Here is an 18199-nt window from a genome sequence, read left to right as displayed (position 1 = left end):
ATAGATGATACCAAAAGTGAAAAGACGGAGGGATTCCTATGTCGAGTAATAACGCGGCTGTAGTGGAAATTGCTCAAACAGCAGGCAAGTTTACTTCTTCAATCGTGCTTCATTCAGAGAACAAGTATATCGACGTAAAAAGTATTCTTGGGTTGTTTACAACGCTGATCAGCACGCACAGTTATGAACTGCATGTTCATGGCCCGGATGCAGATGAAGCGAAGGCAGCGATGTCAGAAGTATTTGCAAAGCATGGCCTGAATGTAAACATCGCATCTGAATAACATCATTTAAGAACACCTCTGTCTTCGGGCAGGGGTGTTTTTAATCATAGCAGAACGCAATGTCCGTTAGAGCGAATTAGAGAAAGGGAGAAAAGGCTGTAACAGAGCTCACAACTCGTGCGGTTATTTTGGTCAGGTTCTTGTATTAGCTCTTCATTTCGTCTAATATTAGAGGTAGAACGTCTTTACGCGATTTTGGGACATAGGGGGGAAATGATGCATGACTTCATCTGATCTGCAGGACCAGCTGAACCTGAAAGCAATCAATCTTCTACAAGAAGATGCAGATAAAATACAGAAGCTTATTGAAGTACAGATGGAGAATCTGGCTACCCGCTACTGCCCTCTCTATGAGGAAGTATTGGATACACAGATGTATGGGTTCTCCAAGGAAGTTGATTTTGCTGTCCGTGCGGGACTCCTTCCAGAAGGTACAGGTAAGCAGATGGTTAGCGCGCTTGAGCGGAACTTGGCGATTTTATATGAAGCTTTGAACAAAAAGAATGAGCAATAGCCTGCAATCGCGCGGGTCAGAATAGAAGGCATGCACATTCCGTTGCATGCTTTTTTTGTATTCGAAGATGCACTGTCTGATGGTGAAGTAGGAGTAAAAAAAGACAGTCGCAGGAAAGCAATCCCTCGGCTGTCTCTTGATGTATGAAGCATTGGTATGACGTCAGTTAACAGTTTGGTTATACCAGGAAGAATGAGACACCTAGAATGACATAAACAACCAGCAGAAGCAGACCTTCATACCAGTTGGTGGAGCCATCCTGTGTGATCGATTTGGCAATAAAAACAGACACGCCGATGGCGACCAGTTCAATGGTGGTAAACACGATATCCATCGTACGACCCGTAAAATAGCTTACAAAGATCAGCACTGGAGCTACAAATAGTGCGATCTGTAAACTGCTACCTACGGCAATTTCAACAGCGGCGCCAATTTTATTTTTCATCGAAAGCATGATGGCTGCACTGTGTTCGGCTGCATTACCGATAATGGCCACGAGGAACGCACCAACGAACAGCTCACTTAATCCAAACTCTGAAGTGAATACTTCAAGTGTGCCAACCAGCCATTCACTGACAAAGGCGACCATAACTGTAGCAATTACGAGATAGAGGATCGACTTTTTCTTTGACCACGCCGGAGCGTGTTCATGAGGCAATTCTTCGTCCTGGTCATCCGTTACATCGGCAAGATAGCTTTTATGCGTGACCATAGAGAAGATAAGCCAAGCAATATAAGCCAGGATAAGCAAACCAGCCACAATGAGACTGAGTGTATTCGTATCCCGCTGTGTGATAGAGTGGGTGTTCAGGAATACGGCCGGGACGAACAGGGCAATAATGGCAACGATCATCAGGGAGCCATTCAGTCCCGCAAGCGAAACATTGTAATTCTGCGTTTTATACTTTAGTCCGCCGGCAAAAATGCTGAGTCCCAGCACGAGTAGCAGGTTACCGATAATGGATCCGGTCAGACTGGCTTTGACCATGTCGAACAAGCCCTCTTTTACGAGAAAAATCGCAATAATGAGTTCGGCTGCATTGCCAAAGGTGGCATTTAGGAATCCTCCTAGTCGTTGACCGGCGTAGTGAGCCACGCTTTCGGTCGCTTTACCTAAAAAACCGGCCACAAAAATAACCGAAATGGCAGATATCACGAACTGCAGAATCGAATCCCATTTCAAGAAGTGGGCGATGGCACTGAGCGCAAAAAAAGCAATCAGCAAAAAGGATGAAATCCGGTTTTTCACAAAAAACACCTCGGTTATTTACATATTTTGTTTTGAAATCACGTTATGTACCTATGCGATTAATTTCATATTTCAATATAACCAAAGGTGGACAGGTTGTAAACGCATCTTTTACAGTTAAATTTGCTTTTTAGGGTGGAAAGGATTTAAAATACGAGTAACGAAGTGAAGGAGGATGTGGCATGGCAGAACAACTTCAAATGGAGAGCGGAAACATCCGGATTGCCGATGACGTGGTTGCGAAAATTGCCGGAATGGCTGCAATGGAAACACCTGGAATCGCCGCAATGTCTGGAGGTTTGTCAGAGGGCTGGGCGAAGCGTCTCAGCGGTAAAAACGTACAGAAGGGCGTAGGCGTAGAGGTCGGCCAGCTGGAAGCAGCCATTGATCTGCGCATCATCGTCCTGTACGAAACTCCGATTCATGAAGTTTCCCGTATGCTTCAGCAGAATGTACGAGAAGCGGTAGAAACGATGACCGGACTGCGTGTAGTCGAAGTGAATGTGAAGGTTGAAGGTGTCTCTTTCAAAGGCGACGATCTGTAGATCTTTAGACTCCACGTAAGGAATGAACAAATCTATGTTTTGTTCCTTATCTTTATACAAAATAACCACAAAAAAGACTTTGCATCCATCAGATGCAAAGTCTTTTTTCATTCGATTAACGAACTCGGCGAATCGAGTCCCTTGAACGAAGTGCCGGGGAGGTGCGTGTCTGCACCGTTACCGATTTCGTTTTTTGTTCCTTGATCGCTTCCAGGTTATTGGTCCGTGAAATACTTAGCACAATACCCATCGCCACCATCATGACAAAGAGCGAAGTCCCCCCATAACTGATAAACGGAAGTGTAACCCCCGTTACAGGTATCGTTTGAGTTACCCCACCAATGTTGATGAAGGCCTGGATCGCAATAAGCCCCATGATACCTATGCCCACCAGCGTTCCAAAAGGATCAGGGCAACGGAGCGAGACGATAATGCCTCTCCAGATAAAGTACAGATAAACGAGCAGGAACAATGCACTCCCGATGAAACCGAGCTCTTCTCCGATGACGGAAAAAATAAAGTCATTATAGGCATTCGGCAAATAATGCAACTTCATGGTGCCTTGTCCAATTCCCGAACCTGTAATGCCGCCGTCACCGATGGCAACCAGAGAACGGTAGAGGTTGAGACTTCCGCCATTGATATCAGACTCTGGATTAAGGAAGGCTTGAATACGTCCGATTTTGTAGTTCTGCTCCGCTGTCACCGTTGTTGTGCTGTTCAGCGCAGGAGTGTCCGGAGACATGGAGGAAAAGAGGGCGCTAGCTCCAAAGGCAAGTGCGCCACCAAGCACAACCAATAAAATAGAACCCAGAATGTGCTTCATGTTAGCTCCACCAGCATAAATGACAAGACCGCAGGTAGATACCAGAATGAAACAGGTACCGAAGTCTGGCTGCAGCATGATCAATCCTGCAATAAATCCGACGATGAACAGAACAGGGAAATATCCGGTCTTGAAGTCACGGAAACGTTCGCCTTTTTTGGTGATGAGTGCAGACAGATATAAAATAATTGCAATTTTGGCGAACTCTGCAGGTTGCAGACTGAATCCAAAGAGATGAATCCAGCTTTTGGCACCGTTTAGCACTTTACCCGTTACTAATACAAGTAAGAGCAGTGCTGTGGTAAACAGGAAAAAGGGTGCATAGAGCTTTTTGTACTTATTAAAGCGGATATTCATGGCAAAAAACATGCCAACCAGACCGATAATCGCCCACATAAGTTGTTTTTTCGTGAAGTAAAGGGCATCGTTTTTAAAACTTTCGCTTGCGATTGCGATGCTGGAACTGGAGCTGAATACCATCACCAGTCCAAAGCCCACCAACAATAAAGTGAGGATTAGCAGTTGAAAATCCGGCGTGCCTCTCTTCGTTCTCGTCTGGGCCGTTTGTTGTTTCATAATCTGGCCCGCCTAAGCTTCGAGCAGTTCTTTGAGCTGCTGCAATTTTTGGGTGGCCAGCTTCACGACTGGCTGCGGAACGGAAGAGTCGTAATCAAGTCCATGCGGGAAAGTAGCTTTGCCCAGATAAACGGCTTCAACGGCCAGAACCGTATCGGGTTTCTCCAGTTTGCCTTCTACCGCGCGCGTATTAATGCGTACAAAGTATTCTGAGTTGGTTTGTTCATCTTCGATTTTGTAGTCATATGTAGCACGGTAATATTCCCATTGCCACCGGACAAATCCGACTTTCTCGGCGCTCTCATCCAGGTATGCCAAGTCGCTTTTCAAGCCATCCAAGCCTGTATTCTCAAAAATCATAAGCGTTTGATCCTCCTCATAAGCTTCCGAGTATAATTCTCGTGTGTTTCTCTAGTTCATGATAGTATGTTTCCCCTTCCCGTGCAAGCTTTCCAAAGGCCTTTCGTATCGGTTTTCTTTCAATTCTGCTACAATATACTGCAATAGGTTTGAAGAGGAAGGTTTGGGGCTGTGAACAAGCCCTGCTGATGATCGAAAGGATGGGGTTACATGACAAATCAAATTTGGTGGGAAGATCTGCAAATCCATATGGTGGAATGGCGGCGTCACCTTCATCGCAATCCTGAAGTTTCCTTTCATGAGGAGAAAACATCCTCTTTTGTGGCAGATATGCTGGAGAGCTTTGGCATTGAGGTGAAACGTCATATAGGTGGCCATGGGGTGATTGGAACACTTCGCGGGGACAAATCAGGGCCTGTAGTCATGCTTCGCGCTGATATGGATGCATTGCCGATGCAGGACGAGAAGGATGTGGAGTACGCTTCACAGCAACCCGGGGCGATGCATGCTTGCGGCCACGATGGTCATATCTCGATGTTGCTGGGAACCGCGCTTTATTTCAGTCGTCATAAGCAGGAAGTACAGGGCGAGATCCGGTTTCTGTTCCAGCCAGCCGAAGAGTTGCTACCGGGCGGTGCTGTCCAGGTCATTGCAGACGGAGCTTTGGAAGGTGTAGACGTGATCTACGGCATTCATCTATGGACACCGCTTCCCGTTGGCATCGTTGCAAGCACGTCAGGACCAATGATGGCGGCGGCGGATGACTTTTACATTGATATCAAAGGAAAAGGCGGTCACGGCGGCATGCCGCAAGCTACCGTTGATAGTGTCGTTGCGGGCTCCGCGCTTGTGATGCAGCTTCAGACTATCGTTAGCCGGTCCGTTGATCCGTTGCGCCCGGCAGTACTAACGATTGGCACGATGCAGGCGGGTTCTGCGCAGAATGTGATTGCAGAGCAGTGCAAGCTCAGCGGCACGGTACGAACGTTTGATGAAGAGACACGGACGAATATGAAAGAGCGTGTGTTAGCCATGGTGGCGCAAACGGGGGCTGCTTATGGTGCGGAAACACAGGTGAAATACATCATGGGGTATCCGCCGGTGGTTAATGATGCGCAGGAGACTGAACGTTTTTTTAATGAAGCAACGGCGTTATTTGGCCCTGACCGGGTGCAGAACTCTCCGATGCTGATGCCTGCAGAGGACTTTGCGTATTATTTGCAAAAGGTGCCGGGTTGCTTCATATTTGTCGGTGCGGGTAATCCGGAGAAAAATGCGGTATATCCTCATCACCATCCGATGTTTGATTTTGACGAGGACGCCATGCAGACGGGCGTGAAACTGTTTGTGGCATTGGCGAAAGGCTACGCAACCGAATGCTGAGAACTATAGTTGGGCATCCTGAACATACCAAGGGTATGGACAGGGTGCTTTTTTTGTCGTGTATCAAATGAAGTTTGCGGGTCGGAGTATACGAGTCAGAATCTTTGTTCGAATGATATAGATTAGGAATGGATGTGGGAAAGATGGAGATGTTCAATCCGCAGGGAGCTTGCATTGTACAGCGTGATTTCACGGTATTGCTTGAAGTGGGGCATCCGGGGTTTGAAACAGCCAGAGCGGAGCTCAGTATGTACGCCGAACTGGTAAAGACACCTGCGACGTTTCATACCTACCGGATCACCCCGTTGTCGCTGTGGAATGCGGCCGCACTAGGCTGGAATTCAGAACGGGTGATGAAGAGTCTTGAGGAAGTGTCACGCTGGAATGTGTCTGCGGCTCTCACGCAGGATGTGTGCAGAATAATGGAGCAATACGGCAAATTAAAGCTGCATGCCGAGCCAGACCATTCCACGATGCGCCTAACTAGCGAAGACGAGCAATTGCTGGATGATTTGAGCGACATCAAATCGATATCAGCTTTCCGTATGGAACGAACGAGCGTACATGAGCTTGTGTTTTCGGGGGAAAAGCGTGGTTTGTTGAAGAGGGAACTGACACGTCTTGGTTACCCTGTATTGGATTATGCCGGTTATCGGAAAGGGAGCGAACTTTCATTTGGCTGGAGGCCTAATATTAATGATTTAACGGCTAGTATGTCTAGCGGATGCGAAGAGGGAGAACAAGCTATATTTACATTGCGCCCTTATCAGCAGAAAGCAGTAGATGCTTTTCAAGACGGTGAAGGCGTGGGCGGTAGCGGACTTCTGGTACTGCCCTGCGGAGCAGGCAAAACGATTATTGGCATGGCTGTGCTGGAACGGTTGCAATGTGAATGCCTTATTTTAACGTCCAATACAACCTCTGTCCGGCAATGGATACAGGAAATTCAGGATAAAACAACGCTAAATGCGGAACAGATCGGAGAGTATTCGGGGCAGAAAAAGCAGGTGAAACCGGTAACGGTGGCAACATATCAAATTTTGACTCATCGAAAATCTAAAGCCTCGGATTTCACACACATTCATCTTTTACATGAGAGAAAGTGGGGGTTGATCATCTATGATGAAGTACATTTGTTGCCTGCTCCGGTGTTTCGGGCTACTGCGGACATTCAGGCCACTCGTCGTTTGGGCTTGACCGCCACACTTGTTCGTGAAGATGGATGCGAACAGGATGTGTTCTCACTGATCGGCCCCAAATTATATGATATGCCATGGAAAGAGCTGGAGCAGCAAGGCTGGATTGCAGAAGTAAAGTGTCAGGAAGTGAGGGTGCCCTTGTCTCCTGAATTAAGATCAACTTATGTGCAGGCGGAGGGAAAACATCAATTCCGCCTGGCAGCTGAAAATCCGGCGAAATTAAAGGTTGTAAAGCGTTTACTGGAACGACATCAAAACCTACCGACACTTGTCATTGGACAATATCTCGATCAGCTTGAGATGATTGCCCGGGAAATTGATGCACCTCTAATCTCTGGATCGATGTCTCAACAGGAGCGTATTCGCTGGTTTTCTGCTTTTAAAAAGGGCGAAATTCGTACGATTGTTGTATCCAAAGTTGCCAATTTTGCGGTTGACTTGCCGGATGCCGCGGTAGCCCTCGAAATTTCTGGTAGTTTTGGTTCAAGGCAAGAAGAAGCCCAGCGGCTTGGAAGGATTTTACGCCCCAAAGCAGGTGAGAACAAAGCTTATTTCTATGCACTGGTTTCCGAAAATAGCAAAGAACAGGATTTTGCGTTAAATCGTCAGATGTTTTTGGTAGAGCAAGGTTACGAATATGCGATAGTGCATGAGCAGGACAAGGTTCATTAACATGTTGCAGAAGGGAAGGGAAATGCTGATGTCTGGTCTAGAGTTTGAAGTGGAGAAATCGATGAAATCGAGAAAGTTGGCTGATCTGACACTGTGGTCTGAACTTACGTCAGCGGAGCAACGGGTGCTTGGTGCTCTTTTTCGCAAATATGCGGGTCAAACGTTCTCTTCTCTTCTGCCTTCGGAGGTTTGGGCTAAGGAGGGATTAAGTGGAGCAGAAGCGAAGCTTGCTTTTGCCATGCTGCGCCGTAAACAATGGGTTAAATCCGTACATAAAAGCTGGGGAGAATGCTCTTTTTATATCCCTGAATGCCATCTGGCGATGTTGACCTTAGCGTATACAGATCGTCTTGAACGCAGTGTTGAACCGATGGTCGGTTCTGTCAGGTATGTCATTAAGGAAGGAAAACCTCATATCGCAGGGGAATTACTTCATCTTCTTGCTTGGATTAATAAAGAAGGTCTACCTGTCACTGGCAAAGGTACAATACATAAGAGAACGGTACAAAAGTTAAGCACATTAACGATCATGTCTCAAGAGGATTTCCAACAGATGGAGATTACGTATGATCATAAGGCATTATACCCGGTGCATGTAGTCATTTTGCTGGATTTACTGCTTTGCTTAAACTTGGTGCAACAAACAGATCGAGGCTTCGAAATCAGGCAAGATAAATTGCAACAGTGGATCAAGTTGTCCTGGTTCGAGATGCATGGTGAAGTATTTAGAGTATGCATGGAGCGATATGGGGGGGCTGGATCAGAGATGCAACAGTTTCGCTATCAGCTCGCGGTGCTTGCGCCTGGAGTGAATCGATGGTGCCGTGTACTATGCGGAGGAGGTAATTCAGGGTTTCATAGTTGGTTGCATGCTTTAGCTGGCTGGGGGTTTGGTGAGATCGGTGAGAATGAGGATGGAGAGTTGGCATTTCGCTGGTTGATCCATCCAGTGGAATTCTTGAGCAGGGGAGCGGACTGTGGTGTATATCATGTAGATAGGCTACACGAGCAGGAAGAGATGCAATACGGCAAATTTTATGTGCAACCCGACTTTGAAGTCATGGTGCCGCCGGATGTGCCACCTGAAGTCTGCTGGAGACTCGAGCAATACTGTGAACGGATCACACGCGACCAGATGTCGATCTATCGTTTAACCAAAGACCGAATGGAAATCGCTGCTGCGAGTGGAGTGAAGTGGGAAGACATCGCTGATTTTATACAGAGACATGGACAAGGGGAGTTGCCTGACCAAGTATTTGTTACGCTGAAGGACTGGGCAACAGTCGGGGAGAATGTTCAAGATAAGCAAGATATTCTGGTGTTTGCTACTACGAATCCGGATTACCCTGAGCAGTGGAAAAGGGAGAGAAACAGAAGATCGACGCAGAAATCCCCTTTCTTTTACAACGGTGAGACTCAAGGATTAATGCAATTACCGTCTATATCTGGTATAGCCGTGGACTGCGATGAGGATAAGTCTGACTATTTTATGATTGAAAAATCGGCATGGAACGAGAGAAAGGCTGATATACCTGAAAATTGGCACAGGGAATGGAGGAAGTATCACCTGTCGACAGAGCGCCAAATTGCAATGCAAGCCATCGAATGGCAAGTGAAATTAGGAATTCAAAAGGGGACGGATACGTTTGTTCTAATTCCGCATCAGGTGGAAGAGCAAGAACAATGGATACTGGAAGGCTGGTGTATTCTGGATCCGAACGAAACAGCATCGCGAACGGAATGGCGAACATTTATCCCGGAAGACTGGGATACCATGCGTCTTATTCTACCGGATGATGTCTAGTTTAGAGGAAAAACTCTTCTTAACCTTTCATGGATATGCTATGATGAAGAAGTCTACGTTAAGTAGAACTTTATATATAGATAGGATGAATAATTCATGAGCGTAGCGGAAATAAACACGGTCGATATGGCCCAAGTGTTAACGGGCGCATATGAACTGGGCGACATGATTAACCAATCTGCCGAAGTATCGGATTATTTATATTGGAAGCAGCAAGTCGAAACAAGTTCTGAGATTCAAGAGGGCATTCGCAGATTAAATGCCAAGAAAGAGCTTTTTGAAGAAACACAGCGTTTTGGCCATTTTCATCCCGACTTTCACGCAGCGAAGGATCAGGTGAAAGCGATCGAGAAGGAACTGGAATCCTTTGAAGCTGTAGCTCGTTTCAAACAGGCTGAGCAAGCATTGGATGAGATGCTGTTTCAGATGTCCGAAACCATTGCTTTTGCTGTATCGAGCACGATTAAGGTGCCAAGCAACGATCCTAATCCTAAAGGCGGTTGCGGTAGCGGCGGCAAATGTGGATGCAGTTAATCCCGAAGACAGTTACATTATAGTTTTTTAGACTTTGAACAGACCGGGCCTTTCGAGGGCCGGTCTCCATTTATAGAAGGGCGGGGAACGATGGTGTTTGCGGAAAGAACAGGATTTATTATTTGGGTCAGTGATTTGAAAGCGGCCCGCAATCTCGAAAAATATGGTACCGTGCATTATATCTCCCGCCGGATGCATTATGTTGTCATGTATGTTAATGCAGAACGGGCTGACGATACGATGAAAAACGTAAAGCGGCTTTCCTATGTGCGCAAAATCGAGCGCTCCTATCGAAATGAAATCAAAACCGAGTATGCTAGCAAAACCGCGGACAAAACAAGTTTTTACGGAGTATAGCAGGAAACATAGGAGGGGCCCACTGGGGCGCTCTTTTCTAAAATAAGCTTAAATAGACTTTTGCGAAAAAAAGTTAAACTTACGCCTTGTTGTTACGGGACTAATGTTGTAATATATTGGGTAATAAATAGATAGAAAGTCCTATCTGGTGGAGAGTGATTCCCATGCGTGATAAGGTGATGCAACGTTGGAGCACCTACGAGCCGTTTTTTGTGGCTCTCGGAGACAAGAAAGTGGCTGACATCGTCATTACCCATCATGCAAAGATGCGGTATGCAGACCGTATTGAGCCTGCACGTAGTGATGATGACCATATTGCGGCTTGGTTATGGGAGTGTCTGAAGCAGGACAGGGTAACGCCATATTACCGCAATGAGCAGGATGTTTATCTGATTGACGATGATCTGGTGGTGGTTGCCGAGTTTTCCGAGCTTGAAGGAGAATATGACATTACGGGCAATCCACTACACAAAATGATTGTAGTGACGTTTTTGGGACGTATGTCGGAGACGATTGAACTGAGAGATCTGAAGTCATATTATTCTTGGCTGAGGCATTCCAGAAGAATGACACTGGTCAAAAATAGCCGGAAGCATAGATGATGAAACAGATTTGAGATTGCAATCATAAAATTTATGTATGAGATGTGAAAAATAATTTGTACCAACGCATGCAGACAAGCTGCATGCTTTTTTTTTGTTGCCAGGCTGGAAATCGGATACAATATAGTAAGTGTAATAGAAGAGGGGCGAAGATATGAATTTTCATCAGTTGCACATTTTTTATACGGTAGCGGAAAAGGGGAGTTTTTCCGCAGCTGCGCAGGCGTTACATATGACTCAACCGGCTGTGACGATGCAGATCCAATCGCTCGAGGACTATTTCGGAACTAAACTGCTGCATCGTTCCACCAAAAAAATAGAATTGTCGGAGGCAGGAAGAACGTTACTGCCTCACGCCAAGCGAAGTGTAGAACTTGTCCGTCAGACAGATGAAGCGATGTCTGCTTTTACGCAGAAATTGCAGGGAAGATTACAACTTGGAGCAAGTCTGACCATTGGTGAATATGTGTTGCCACGAATGCTGGGGCCTTTTGCCAAACAGTATCCCGACATCTCGATTGTGATGAAAGTGATGAACACCACCCAGATCATGGATGAGATTTTGAAGCACCAGTTGAATTTTGGATTAATCGAAGCACCGGTAAATCACCCGGATATGATCGTCGAACCTGTGATGCAGGATGAACTGAAGCTAATTGTACCAGCAGGGCATGATCTGGCAGGACGAGGAAAAGTAAACTTGGAAGAAGTAATGAATTACCCTTTTGTGCTACGTGAGGAAGGTTCAGGTACTCGCCAAGTGATGGAAGGTCAACTGCAAAAGAAAAAAATAGATCCGAGTGACATGAATGTGGTCATGGAGCTTGGGAGTACAGGTGCGGTCAAATCGGCTGTAGAGGCTGGGGTGGGTATTACGATGTTGTCTCCTTCGTCCGTGCAACATGAGCTGGCTCTGGGGCTTGTACATATTGTGGATATTCGCGGGCTTGAATTCAAACGGCAGTTTTATGCCATTCACCTTAAGTCGTCTTTGTTGCCTTTGTCCGCTGTTGCCTTTTTGGGGTATTTGCGTCAACACGAGCACGAGCAGGGAGAACGGGCTTAAGGGTGCATGCACTGTAAAATTTCAATCAGAGAGGAATGGGAGCCAATGGACCAGCATCAAGGACGCTGTGATCTTCATACGCATAGTCAGGCTTCAGATGGTATGCAACCACCGGCTGATAACGTGAAGCTTGCAAAACAGAGAGGACTGGCTGCAGTAGCCTTAACGGATCATGATACGGTAGCTGGCGTAGCCGAAGCCAAGCGAGCGGGAAAAGAGTACGATATTGATGTTATAGCTGGAGTTGAAATCAGCACGCGGGCTGGTGGTAAAGATATTCATGTGCTCGGTTATTACGTGAATACGGAGGATGAGTTATTTCTGCAACGGTTGCGCGGATTGAGAGAAGCGCGGGAAGAACGGAATCATCTGATTATTGGCAAGCTCCAGCAACTAGGATTGGATATAAGCTGGCAGGAAGTGTTGGATGGACTGGGACGGCCGCTAGAGCCTGATGAGAGCATTGGTAGACCTCATATGGCTGATGTGTTGGTGAAGAAGGGATACGCTACCGACATGCGAGATGCATTTAATAAGTATCTTGCCGAAGGCAAGCCTGGCTTCGTATCTGTACCGCGGGTTACGCCTAAGGATGCCTGCGAGTGGATCAGAGTAGCGGGAGGTGCTGCTGTAATTGCGCATCCGGGTCTCTATAACGATGATGAATTAGTACGCCGGATTATCGTAGAAACCCTTCCAGATGGTATTGAGGTATTTCATTCAGACCATGGTCCGGAAGAGGAACGTAGATATGCTGAAATGGCCAGGGAATATGATCTTATTGTAACAGGTGGTTCAGATTACCATGGCGAACGACAAGGCGTTGTTTTTCATGGAGATCTGGGTAGCAAGACGGTACCTTTTGATGTGCTCGAAAGACTGCAGGCGGCTGCACACAGCAGGAGATGACATCCTCTGGGAATTAATAACTGGAGTGACATGTGTTACTTTTCTAAACATATACGACAACCTAAAAAATCCCCTCGGCCTTTGCTGGCAGGGGATTTTTTAGGTTGTCGTTACATCTTATCCTATAAGATAAGTGGTAGATTATCCATTTTTTATCGTGGATGGTAAACTTTTTATTAATTCATCGTTTGGTGTTACAAACAGAGTTTTCTGATGGTCGTATATAACAAATCCGGGTTTTGCACCACTTGGTTTGCGAACGTGACGAATATACGTGTAATCCACAGGCACGCTGCTAGATTCCTTCGCTTGGCTGAAATAAGCGGCGATTTGAGCGGCTTCCTCCAGCGTAGCTTCACCAAAATCAGTGCTGCGAATAACGACATGGGAACCCGGGATGTCCTTCGTATGCAACCAAGTATCATTAGCCGATGCCAGACGATTGGTCACATACTCGTTCTGTAGATTGTTTTTGCCGACCAGAATGTCAATTCCCTCTGATGAAGTGAACTGATGCACAGTTGGACGATCATTTTTCTTCTTTTTCTTGCCTTTTTTGTTCCGATAACGCAGATAACCTTGCTGTACAAGTTCGTCTCGAATTTCTTCGATATCGTTCATGGAGGCGATGGACAATTGCTGAAGCAGATTATCCAGATAGGCGATTTCATCCTTCGTTTTACCAAGTTGCTCGTGAATGACAGCCAGACTGTTTTTATATTTGTTATAACGCTTGAAGTAACGCTGTGCATTATCCGATGGTGTAAGCAATGGATCAAGTTGAATCGTAATGTTGCTCTGATCCTCATCGTAGAAGTTAGTCAGCTCTACATTTTTATCACCCTTGTTGACCAAGTGCAGGGAGGCAAATAACAGCTCGCCCCATAGTCTGTATTTGTCCGCGTCGTCGGCTTCAAGCAAGTCTTTGCTCAGGTTATCGAGCTTTTTAATGTTTTTGCTACGCTCGTTCTGCAGGAACCGGAGCAGATCGCTCACTCTTTGTTTAACGGTATCCCGCTCGGCCTTATCCCCGTAGTAATCCTCCATACATTTGCTCATCGTATCATACGTTTTTTCCTGATCCTGAATGCTCTCTAGCCGAATAGCGGAAAAGATCATTTTGCCTTTGGCGTTCAGTCCTGTTACAGGGGTGTATTGATGTTCTTTGACAGTTTTGATGACTGACTCAAAAGCAGTCCAAAGTGCTCCTGCCTCCATATGATCTGAATCGGTAACAGTTCGAGTTGTAATCTCGCCTGCAATCAGCGGGCTCATCCCACTAAAAGCATTGACGAGCCAGCGCGAGGCGTCTGCTTTTGTTTCTATAGCCGTTTTAGCTGTGTCGGTTTGTGATCCGGCTTCATTTTCGTCTGCATCTACATTTGCTGCAGTAGCAATCTTCTGCTCAAACTCGTTTTGGGTTACCTCTAACGGATTGCTTTTATGTTGCTCTGGCGGTGCAGTATAGGAAAAACCGGGCATAACTACGCGATAACTACTGATGGATGGTGTGACATGGTGAATCCCGTCCAAAATAGTATCTGTCGCAGGGTCAATCAAAATGATATTACTGTGACGTCCCATCAGTTCAATGATGATACGTTTGGCTGAAACATCGCCAAGCTCATCCCGCTGACGCACATCGATATGAATAATCCGTTCCATCCCGATCTGACGGATATTTTCAATGATAGCTCCTTCGCAGTGCTTGCGCATGAGCATACAGAACATTGGAGCTTCTGTGGGATTCAAAAATGTTTTCTCTGTAAAATGTACACGCGGATACGTCGGACTTGCCGAGACAAGCAGTTTGCTGTTGTCGCGCTGAGCGCGCAGGGTAAACACCACATCATGGCCGTTAGGCTGATGAATTTTGCTAATACGTCCTCCGATACAGCCTTGCAACTCATGTACGATGGCTCGGGTTACAATACCGTCAAGTGCCATATTGTCCACTTCCTCTCTATCGAGCATCTGCATGATTCATGCAGCATGCTTCATCTATAACGGTTCACGGGGCAACCGCAGCATATGTAATAACATTGGTTATAACGAATGACTGACTGCATTTTTCCAAATACGTAGTTGCGCAGTAATCTTCGCAGACCTTTATTTTAGCTTATTCTGCCCATGAGGGAAAGGATTCAGCTTCCGGGTGCTATTCACGGACCTGTCCGAATACATATAGAGCAGGTAGTTTGTCCGGCACAGTGTACAGCCTGCCCTTGCAGCATGCCGGTGAAACATGTGAGCTTGCATTGCAGATGAAATAGGACTGGGAGGGAATTTTGGAGCATGGAACATACCAAGTGGCATCAATTAAACGACGAAGAGCTTCGTGAAACTCTCGGCGTGAGCCCGCAGGAAGGGTTGACGGACGAAGCGGCAGCAGAGAAGCGGAAAATTGCTGGTCCTAATGAACTGAGTGAAGGACAGCGGATATCCCCGATCACCCTGTTACTGAATCAGTTTAAGGACTTCATGGTGCTGGTACTCATGGGAGCAACGCTGGTATCCGGTTTGCTTGGAGAGTATCTGGATGCGGTAACGATCGTAGCTATTATTGTTCTAAATGCTATTTTAGGATTTGTACAGGAGTTCCGGGCGGAACGTTCTCTTCGGGCACTGAAGCAGTTGTCGGCTCCTGCCGCCAAAGTAATCAGGTCAGGACAGGAAGTACATCTTGCGGCCAAACAATTGGTACCGGGAGATGTTATCATGGTGGAAAGTGGTGACCGCATTCCTGCGGATGTGCGCTGGCTGGAAACCAACAGCCTCGATGTCGAGGAGTCGGCACTCACCGGAGAATCCGTGCCTGTCAGCAAACATTGCAGACCTATAGCTAGTGACGATGTTCCTTTAGGGGATCAGAAAAACATCGGTTTTATGGGCACTATGGTCACACGCGGTACAGCCAAGGGAGTTGTCATTCGGACAGGTATGGACACCGAAATGGGCAAAATCGCTGATCTGATCCAAAATACGGAGGAGCAGGAGACCCCCCTACAGCACAGGCTGGAGCAGTTAGGCAAAATTCTGATTTTTGTTGCACTGGGATTGACAGTAATGGTCGTAGTCGCAGGTATCCTGCATGGACAACCCGCAGTAGGCATGTTCCTGGCAGGTGTCAGTCTCGCCGTGGCAGCCATACCGGAGGGGTTACCGGCTATCGTTACGATTGCGCTGGCGCTAGGTGTACAGCGGATGATCAAACGGAAGGCCATCGTACGTAAACTGCCATCCGTAGAGACGTTAGGTTGCGCGTCGGTGATCTGCTCGGATAAGACAGGTACACTGACTCAGAACAAAATGACGGTAACGAACGTGTGGCTTGAAGGGCGTAGCATTAAGGTGACCGGAGACGGTTATGCACCGGAAGGTCACATGTTGGAAAATGATCGCATAATCGAGCTGAAAAATGACCAGTCCTTACGAAGAATGCTACAGATCAGTACACTTTGTAACAATGCCAGTATTGTCGAGACGATTTTAAACGATCCAGCTAGCAAGAAAAAGAGTAAAGAGTCCAAAAAAGAGAGCAAAAAAGACCGGAAGAACGGCCAGCAGGAGGAGGAGCAAGTTAGTGCTAACCAAGTGCTCTGGGAGTTAAAAGGGGACCCGACAGAGGGTGCACTGGTAGCCATGGCTTCTAAAATGGGTCTTACTCCTGCAGGACTCAAGGAATTATATGATCGAGAGCAGGAATTCCCGTTCGACTCCGAGAGAAAACGGATGTCTGTTATGATCAAACATCAAGGTGGACGTATGGTGTATACCAAAGGGGCGCCTGATGTACTGATTGAGCATTGCAGTTACATTTTGTGGGAAGGCAAGGTGGTTCCGTTCACCGGCACATTGCGCCAGAAAGTGATGGCTGCCAACGAAAGTATGGCTGGTAATGCCCTGCGAGTTCTTGGTATGGCCTATCGTGAAGTCAAGCCGAAGGAACATGTTGCTGACGAGCATGCAGCTGAAAGCCAGCTTGTATTTGTAGGGCTTGCTGGTATGATCGATCCACCTCGCCGTGAAGTTCGTGAGGCCATTGCGACATGCCGCAAAGCGGGTATCCGGACCGTGATGATCACGGGAGATCATGGAACAACAGCGGAAGCGATCGCTCATCAGCTGGGTATTCTCCCGCGCGGCGGAGCATCGTTAAGCGGACAGCAACTTGCTGGCATGACGGACGAACAACTGGATAAAACAGTCAATGATATCTATGTGTTCTCCAGAGTCTCGCCTGAGCACAAATTGCGTATCGTCAAATCGTTGCAGCGCAAAGGGCACGTTGTCGCGATGACTGGGGACGGCGTTAACGATGCACCTGCTATCAAGGCTGCGGATATCGGGATTGCCATGGGCATCACGGGAACCGATGTGACGAAGGAAGCTTCATCTCTCATTTTGAGTGATGATAATTTCTCCACTATTGTGGCGGCTATTGAAGAAGGTCGTAACATCTATGAGAACATTCGCAAGTTCATCCGGTATTTGCTGGCTTCGAATGTCGGCGAGATTTTAACGATGTTCTTTGCGATGATGATGGGTTTGCCGTTGCCACTCGTGCCCATCCAGATTCTATGGGTAAACCTGGTGACCGATGGTTTGCCAGCGATGGCGCTCGGAGTTGATCAGGCGGAAAAAGATTTGATGGAGCACAAACCTCGCGGAGCAAAGGAAAATATTTTTGCCCGCAGGCTGGGCTGGAAAATCATTAGCCGCGGTGTGTTGATCGGACTATGCACGCTCGGTGCCTTCTGGTTGACACTTCAGGCCGCGCCGGATCATCCTGGTCAGCTGCTCAAGGCCCAGTCCGTCGCTTTTGCTACATTGGTGCTTGCCCAGTTGATTCATGTGTTTGACTGCCGTAGTTCGCGTTCGATCTTCCACCGCAATCCGTTGCAGAATAAATATCTCGTTCTGGCTGTTATCTCATCGGTTGTGCTGATGCTGGTGGTCATGTATGTGGAGCCGTTGCAACCCATCTTCAAAACAGTACCTCTCGGTCTGCGTGAATGGGCCATTTGTATCGTAGCCGCAGGCATTCCAACATTCCTTATGGGGGTTGGCAGTGTCTGGGGTGGTCGCCGGAATCGTCGCCGCATGGGCGGTCCTGGGCGCTTCGTACCGAAAAGTACAAAGTTTTCAGCATAAAATCAATACCTTTTAATATCTCGTTTCGATATGCTATCCTCAAAATGATTCAAAGCAAAGGCTTTGATATTTTGCAGGATAGCTTTTTTTGTATGCTTTGCGCGCATGACATGAAGACTAGCTATAAATAAACTATAAAGCTTTGGCTGCAGACTGCCAAAAGGA

Annotated in this window: 16 protein-coding genes; 12 read left to right on the top strand and 4 right to left on the bottom strand. The window is 47.0% G+C overall.

Annotated elements, in window-relative coordinates; genetic code table 11:
• Window positions 1–38 precede the first annotated feature (38 nt).
• Window positions 39–284: an HPr family phosphocarrier protein gene (locus FS818_RS11710; protein ID WP_090923662.1), complete on the top strand. Its 246-nt coding sequence runs from the start codon at window positions 39–41 to the stop codon at window positions 282–284.
• Window positions 285–504: 220 nt separating this feature from the next.
• Window positions 505–798, top strand: a complete 294-nt coding sequence (locus FS818_RS11705) for an Fpa/YlaN family protein (protein WP_090923661.1) — start codon at window positions 505–507, stop codon at window positions 796–798.
• 178 nt (window positions 799–976) lie between these two features.
• Here the strand turns inward: FS818_RS11705 and cax are convergent, their stop codons facing one another.
• On the bottom strand, window positions 977–2047 hold the full coding sequence (gene cax, locus FS818_RS11700; RefSeq protein ID WP_145331928.1) for a calcium/proton exchanger: 1071 nt from the start codon (window positions 2045–2047) through the stop codon (window positions 977–979).
• 182 nt (window positions 2048–2229) lie between these two features.
• On the opposite strand from cax, the gene FS818_RS11695 reads away from it, so the two are divergent.
• Window positions 2230–2592, top strand: a complete 363-nt coding sequence (locus FS818_RS11695) for an Asp23/Gls24 family envelope stress response protein (protein ID WP_090923659.1) — start codon at window positions 2230–2232, stop codon at window positions 2590–2592.
• Window positions 2593–2707: 115 nt separating this feature from the next.
• On the opposite strand, the gene ftsW is transcribed toward FS818_RS11695, so the two are convergent.
• The gene (gene ftsW / locus FS818_RS11690; protein ID WP_145331927.1) at window positions 2708–3994 is read right to left on the bottom strand and encodes a putative lipid II flippase FtsW; all 1287 of its coding nucleotides are present in this window, start codon (window positions 3992–3994) and stop codon (window positions 2708–2710) included.
• Window positions 3995–4006: 12 nt separating this feature from the next.
• Entirely contained in the window at window positions 4007–4354 is a 348-nt protein-coding gene (locus FS818_RS11685; protein WP_090923657.1) for a YugN family protein, read from the bottom strand.
• Between the two features lie 210 nt (window positions 4355–4564).
• Between FS818_RS11685 and FS818_RS11680 the strand changes: the two genes are divergently transcribed.
• From FS818_RS11680 to FS818_RS11645, 8 genes are all read left to right on the top strand, one after another.
• On the top strand, window positions 4565–5737 hold the full coding sequence (locus FS818_RS11680) for a M20 metallopeptidase family protein (protein WP_145331926.1): 1173 nt from the start codon (window positions 4565–4567) through the stop codon (window positions 5735–5737).
• Between the two features lie 143 nt (window positions 5738–5880).
• On the top strand, window positions 5881–7608 hold the full coding sequence (locus FS818_RS11675) for a DNA repair helicase XPB (RefSeq protein ID WP_397351739.1): 1728 nt from the start codon (window positions 5881–5883) through the stop codon (window positions 7606–7608).
• Complete coding sequence (locus FS818_RS11670; RefSeq protein WP_145413895.1) at window positions 7586–9412, top strand: helicase-associated domain-containing protein; 1827 nt, start codon at window positions 7586–7588, stop codon at window positions 9410–9412. The genes FS818_RS11675 and FS818_RS11670 overlap by 23 nt, the downstream gene beginning before the upstream one ends.
• A 96-nt stretch (window positions 9413–9508) precedes the next feature.
• The gene (locus FS818_RS11665; protein ID WP_090923654.1) at window positions 9509–9946 is read left to right on the top strand and encodes a YlbF/YmcA family competence regulator; all 438 of its coding nucleotides are present in this window, start codon (window positions 9509–9511) and stop codon (window positions 9944–9946) included.
• Window positions 9947–10039: 93 nt separating this feature from the next.
• Window positions 10040–10303: a YlbG family protein gene (locus tag FS818_RS11660; protein WP_090923781.1), complete on the top strand. Its 264-nt coding sequence runs from the start codon at window positions 10040–10042 to the stop codon at window positions 10301–10303.
• Between the two features lie 164 nt (window positions 10304–10467).
• A complete protein-coding gene (locus FS818_RS11655; protein ID WP_090923653.1) occupies window positions 10468–10905 on the top strand; it encodes a hypothetical protein in 438 nt (145 codons plus the stop codon).
• A 154-nt stretch (window positions 10906–11059) separates the two neighbouring features.
• Window positions 11060–11971, top strand: a complete 912-nt coding sequence (locus tag FS818_RS11650) for a selenium metabolism-associated LysR family transcriptional regulator (RefSeq protein ID WP_145331924.1) — start codon at window positions 11060–11062, stop codon at window positions 11969–11971.
• Between the two features lie 45 nt (window positions 11972–12016).
• Window positions 12017–12880: a PHP domain-containing protein gene (locus FS818_RS11645; protein WP_145331923.1), complete on the top strand. Its 864-nt coding sequence runs from the start codon at window positions 12017–12019 to the stop codon at window positions 12878–12880.
• 141 nt (window positions 12881–13021) lie between these two features.
• On the opposite strand, the gene FS818_RS11640 is transcribed toward FS818_RS11645, so the two are convergent.
• Window positions 13022–14827, bottom strand: a complete 1806-nt coding sequence (locus FS818_RS11640) for an Rqc2 family fibronectin-binding protein (protein WP_145332863.1) — start codon at window positions 14825–14827, stop codon at window positions 13022–13024.
• Between the two features lie 348 nt (window positions 14828–15175).
• Between FS818_RS11640 and FS818_RS11635 the strand changes: the two genes are divergently transcribed.
• Window positions 15176–18034: a calcium-translocating P-type ATPase, SERCA-type gene (locus tag FS818_RS11635; RefSeq protein WP_145331922.1), complete on the top strand. Its 2859-nt coding sequence runs from the start codon at window positions 15176–15178 to the stop codon at window positions 18032–18034.
• Window positions 18035–18199 lie beyond the last annotated feature (165 nt).

This window comes from Paenibacillus xylanexedens (assembly GCF_007680605.1).
GTDB lineage: Bacteria > Bacillota > Bacilli > Paenibacillales > Paenibacillaceae > Paenibacillus > Paenibacillus xylanexedens_B.
The sequence above is the reverse complement of the archived record's forward strand: the minus strand, read 5'-3'. Positions and strand labels throughout refer to the sequence as shown.

Coding starts and splice junctions, on each gene's coding strand:
- FS818_RS11710 (WP_090923662.1), top strand. CDS start 39: ATGTCGAGTAATAACGCGGCTGTAGTGGAAATTGCTCAAACAGCAGGC.
- FS818_RS11705 (WP_090923661.1), top strand. CDS start 505: ATGACTTCATCTGATCTGCAGGACCAGCTGAACCTGAAAGCAATCAAT.
- FS818_RS11695 (WP_090923659.1), top strand. CDS start 2,230: ATGGCAGAACAACTTCAAATGGAGAGCGGAAACATCCGGATTGCCGAT.
- ftsW (WP_145331927.1), bottom strand. CDS start 3,994: ATGAAACAACAAACGGCCCAGACGAGAACGAAGAGAGGCACGCCGGAT.
- FS818_RS11685 (WP_090923657.1), bottom strand. CDS start 4,354: ATGATTTTTGAGAATACAGGCTTGGATGGCTTGAAAAGCGACTTGGCA.
- FS818_RS11680 (WP_145331926.1), top strand. CDS start 4,565: ATGACAAATCAAATTTGGTGGGAAGATCTGCAAATCCATATGGTGGAA.
- FS818_RS11675 (WP_397351739.1), top strand. CDS start 5,881: ATGGAGATGTTCAATCCGCAGGGAGCTTGCATTGTACAGCGTGATTTC.
- FS818_RS11670 (WP_145413895.1), top strand. CDS start 7,586: ATGAGCAGGACAAGGTTCATTAACATGTTGCAGAAGGGAAGGGAAATG.
- FS818_RS11665 (WP_090923654.1), top strand. CDS start 9,509: ATGAGCGTAGCGGAAATAAACACGGTCGATATGGCCCAAGTGTTAACG.
- FS818_RS11655 (WP_090923653.1), top strand. CDS start 10,468: ATGCGTGATAAGGTGATGCAACGTTGGAGCACCTACGAGCCGTTTTTT.
- FS818_RS11650 (WP_145331924.1), top strand. CDS start 11,060: ATGAATTTTCATCAGTTGCACATTTTTTATACGGTAGCGGAAAAGGGG.
- FS818_RS11645 (WP_145331923.1), top strand. CDS start 12,017: ATGGACCAGCATCAAGGACGCTGTGATCTTCATACGCATAGTCAGGCT.
- FS818_RS11640 (WP_145332863.1), bottom strand. CDS start 14,827: ATGGCACTTGACGGTATTGTAACCCGAGCCATCGTACATGAGTTGCAA.
- FS818_RS11635 (WP_145331922.1), top strand. CDS start 15,176: ATGGAACATACCAAGTGGCATCAATTAAACGACGAAGAGCTTCGTGAA.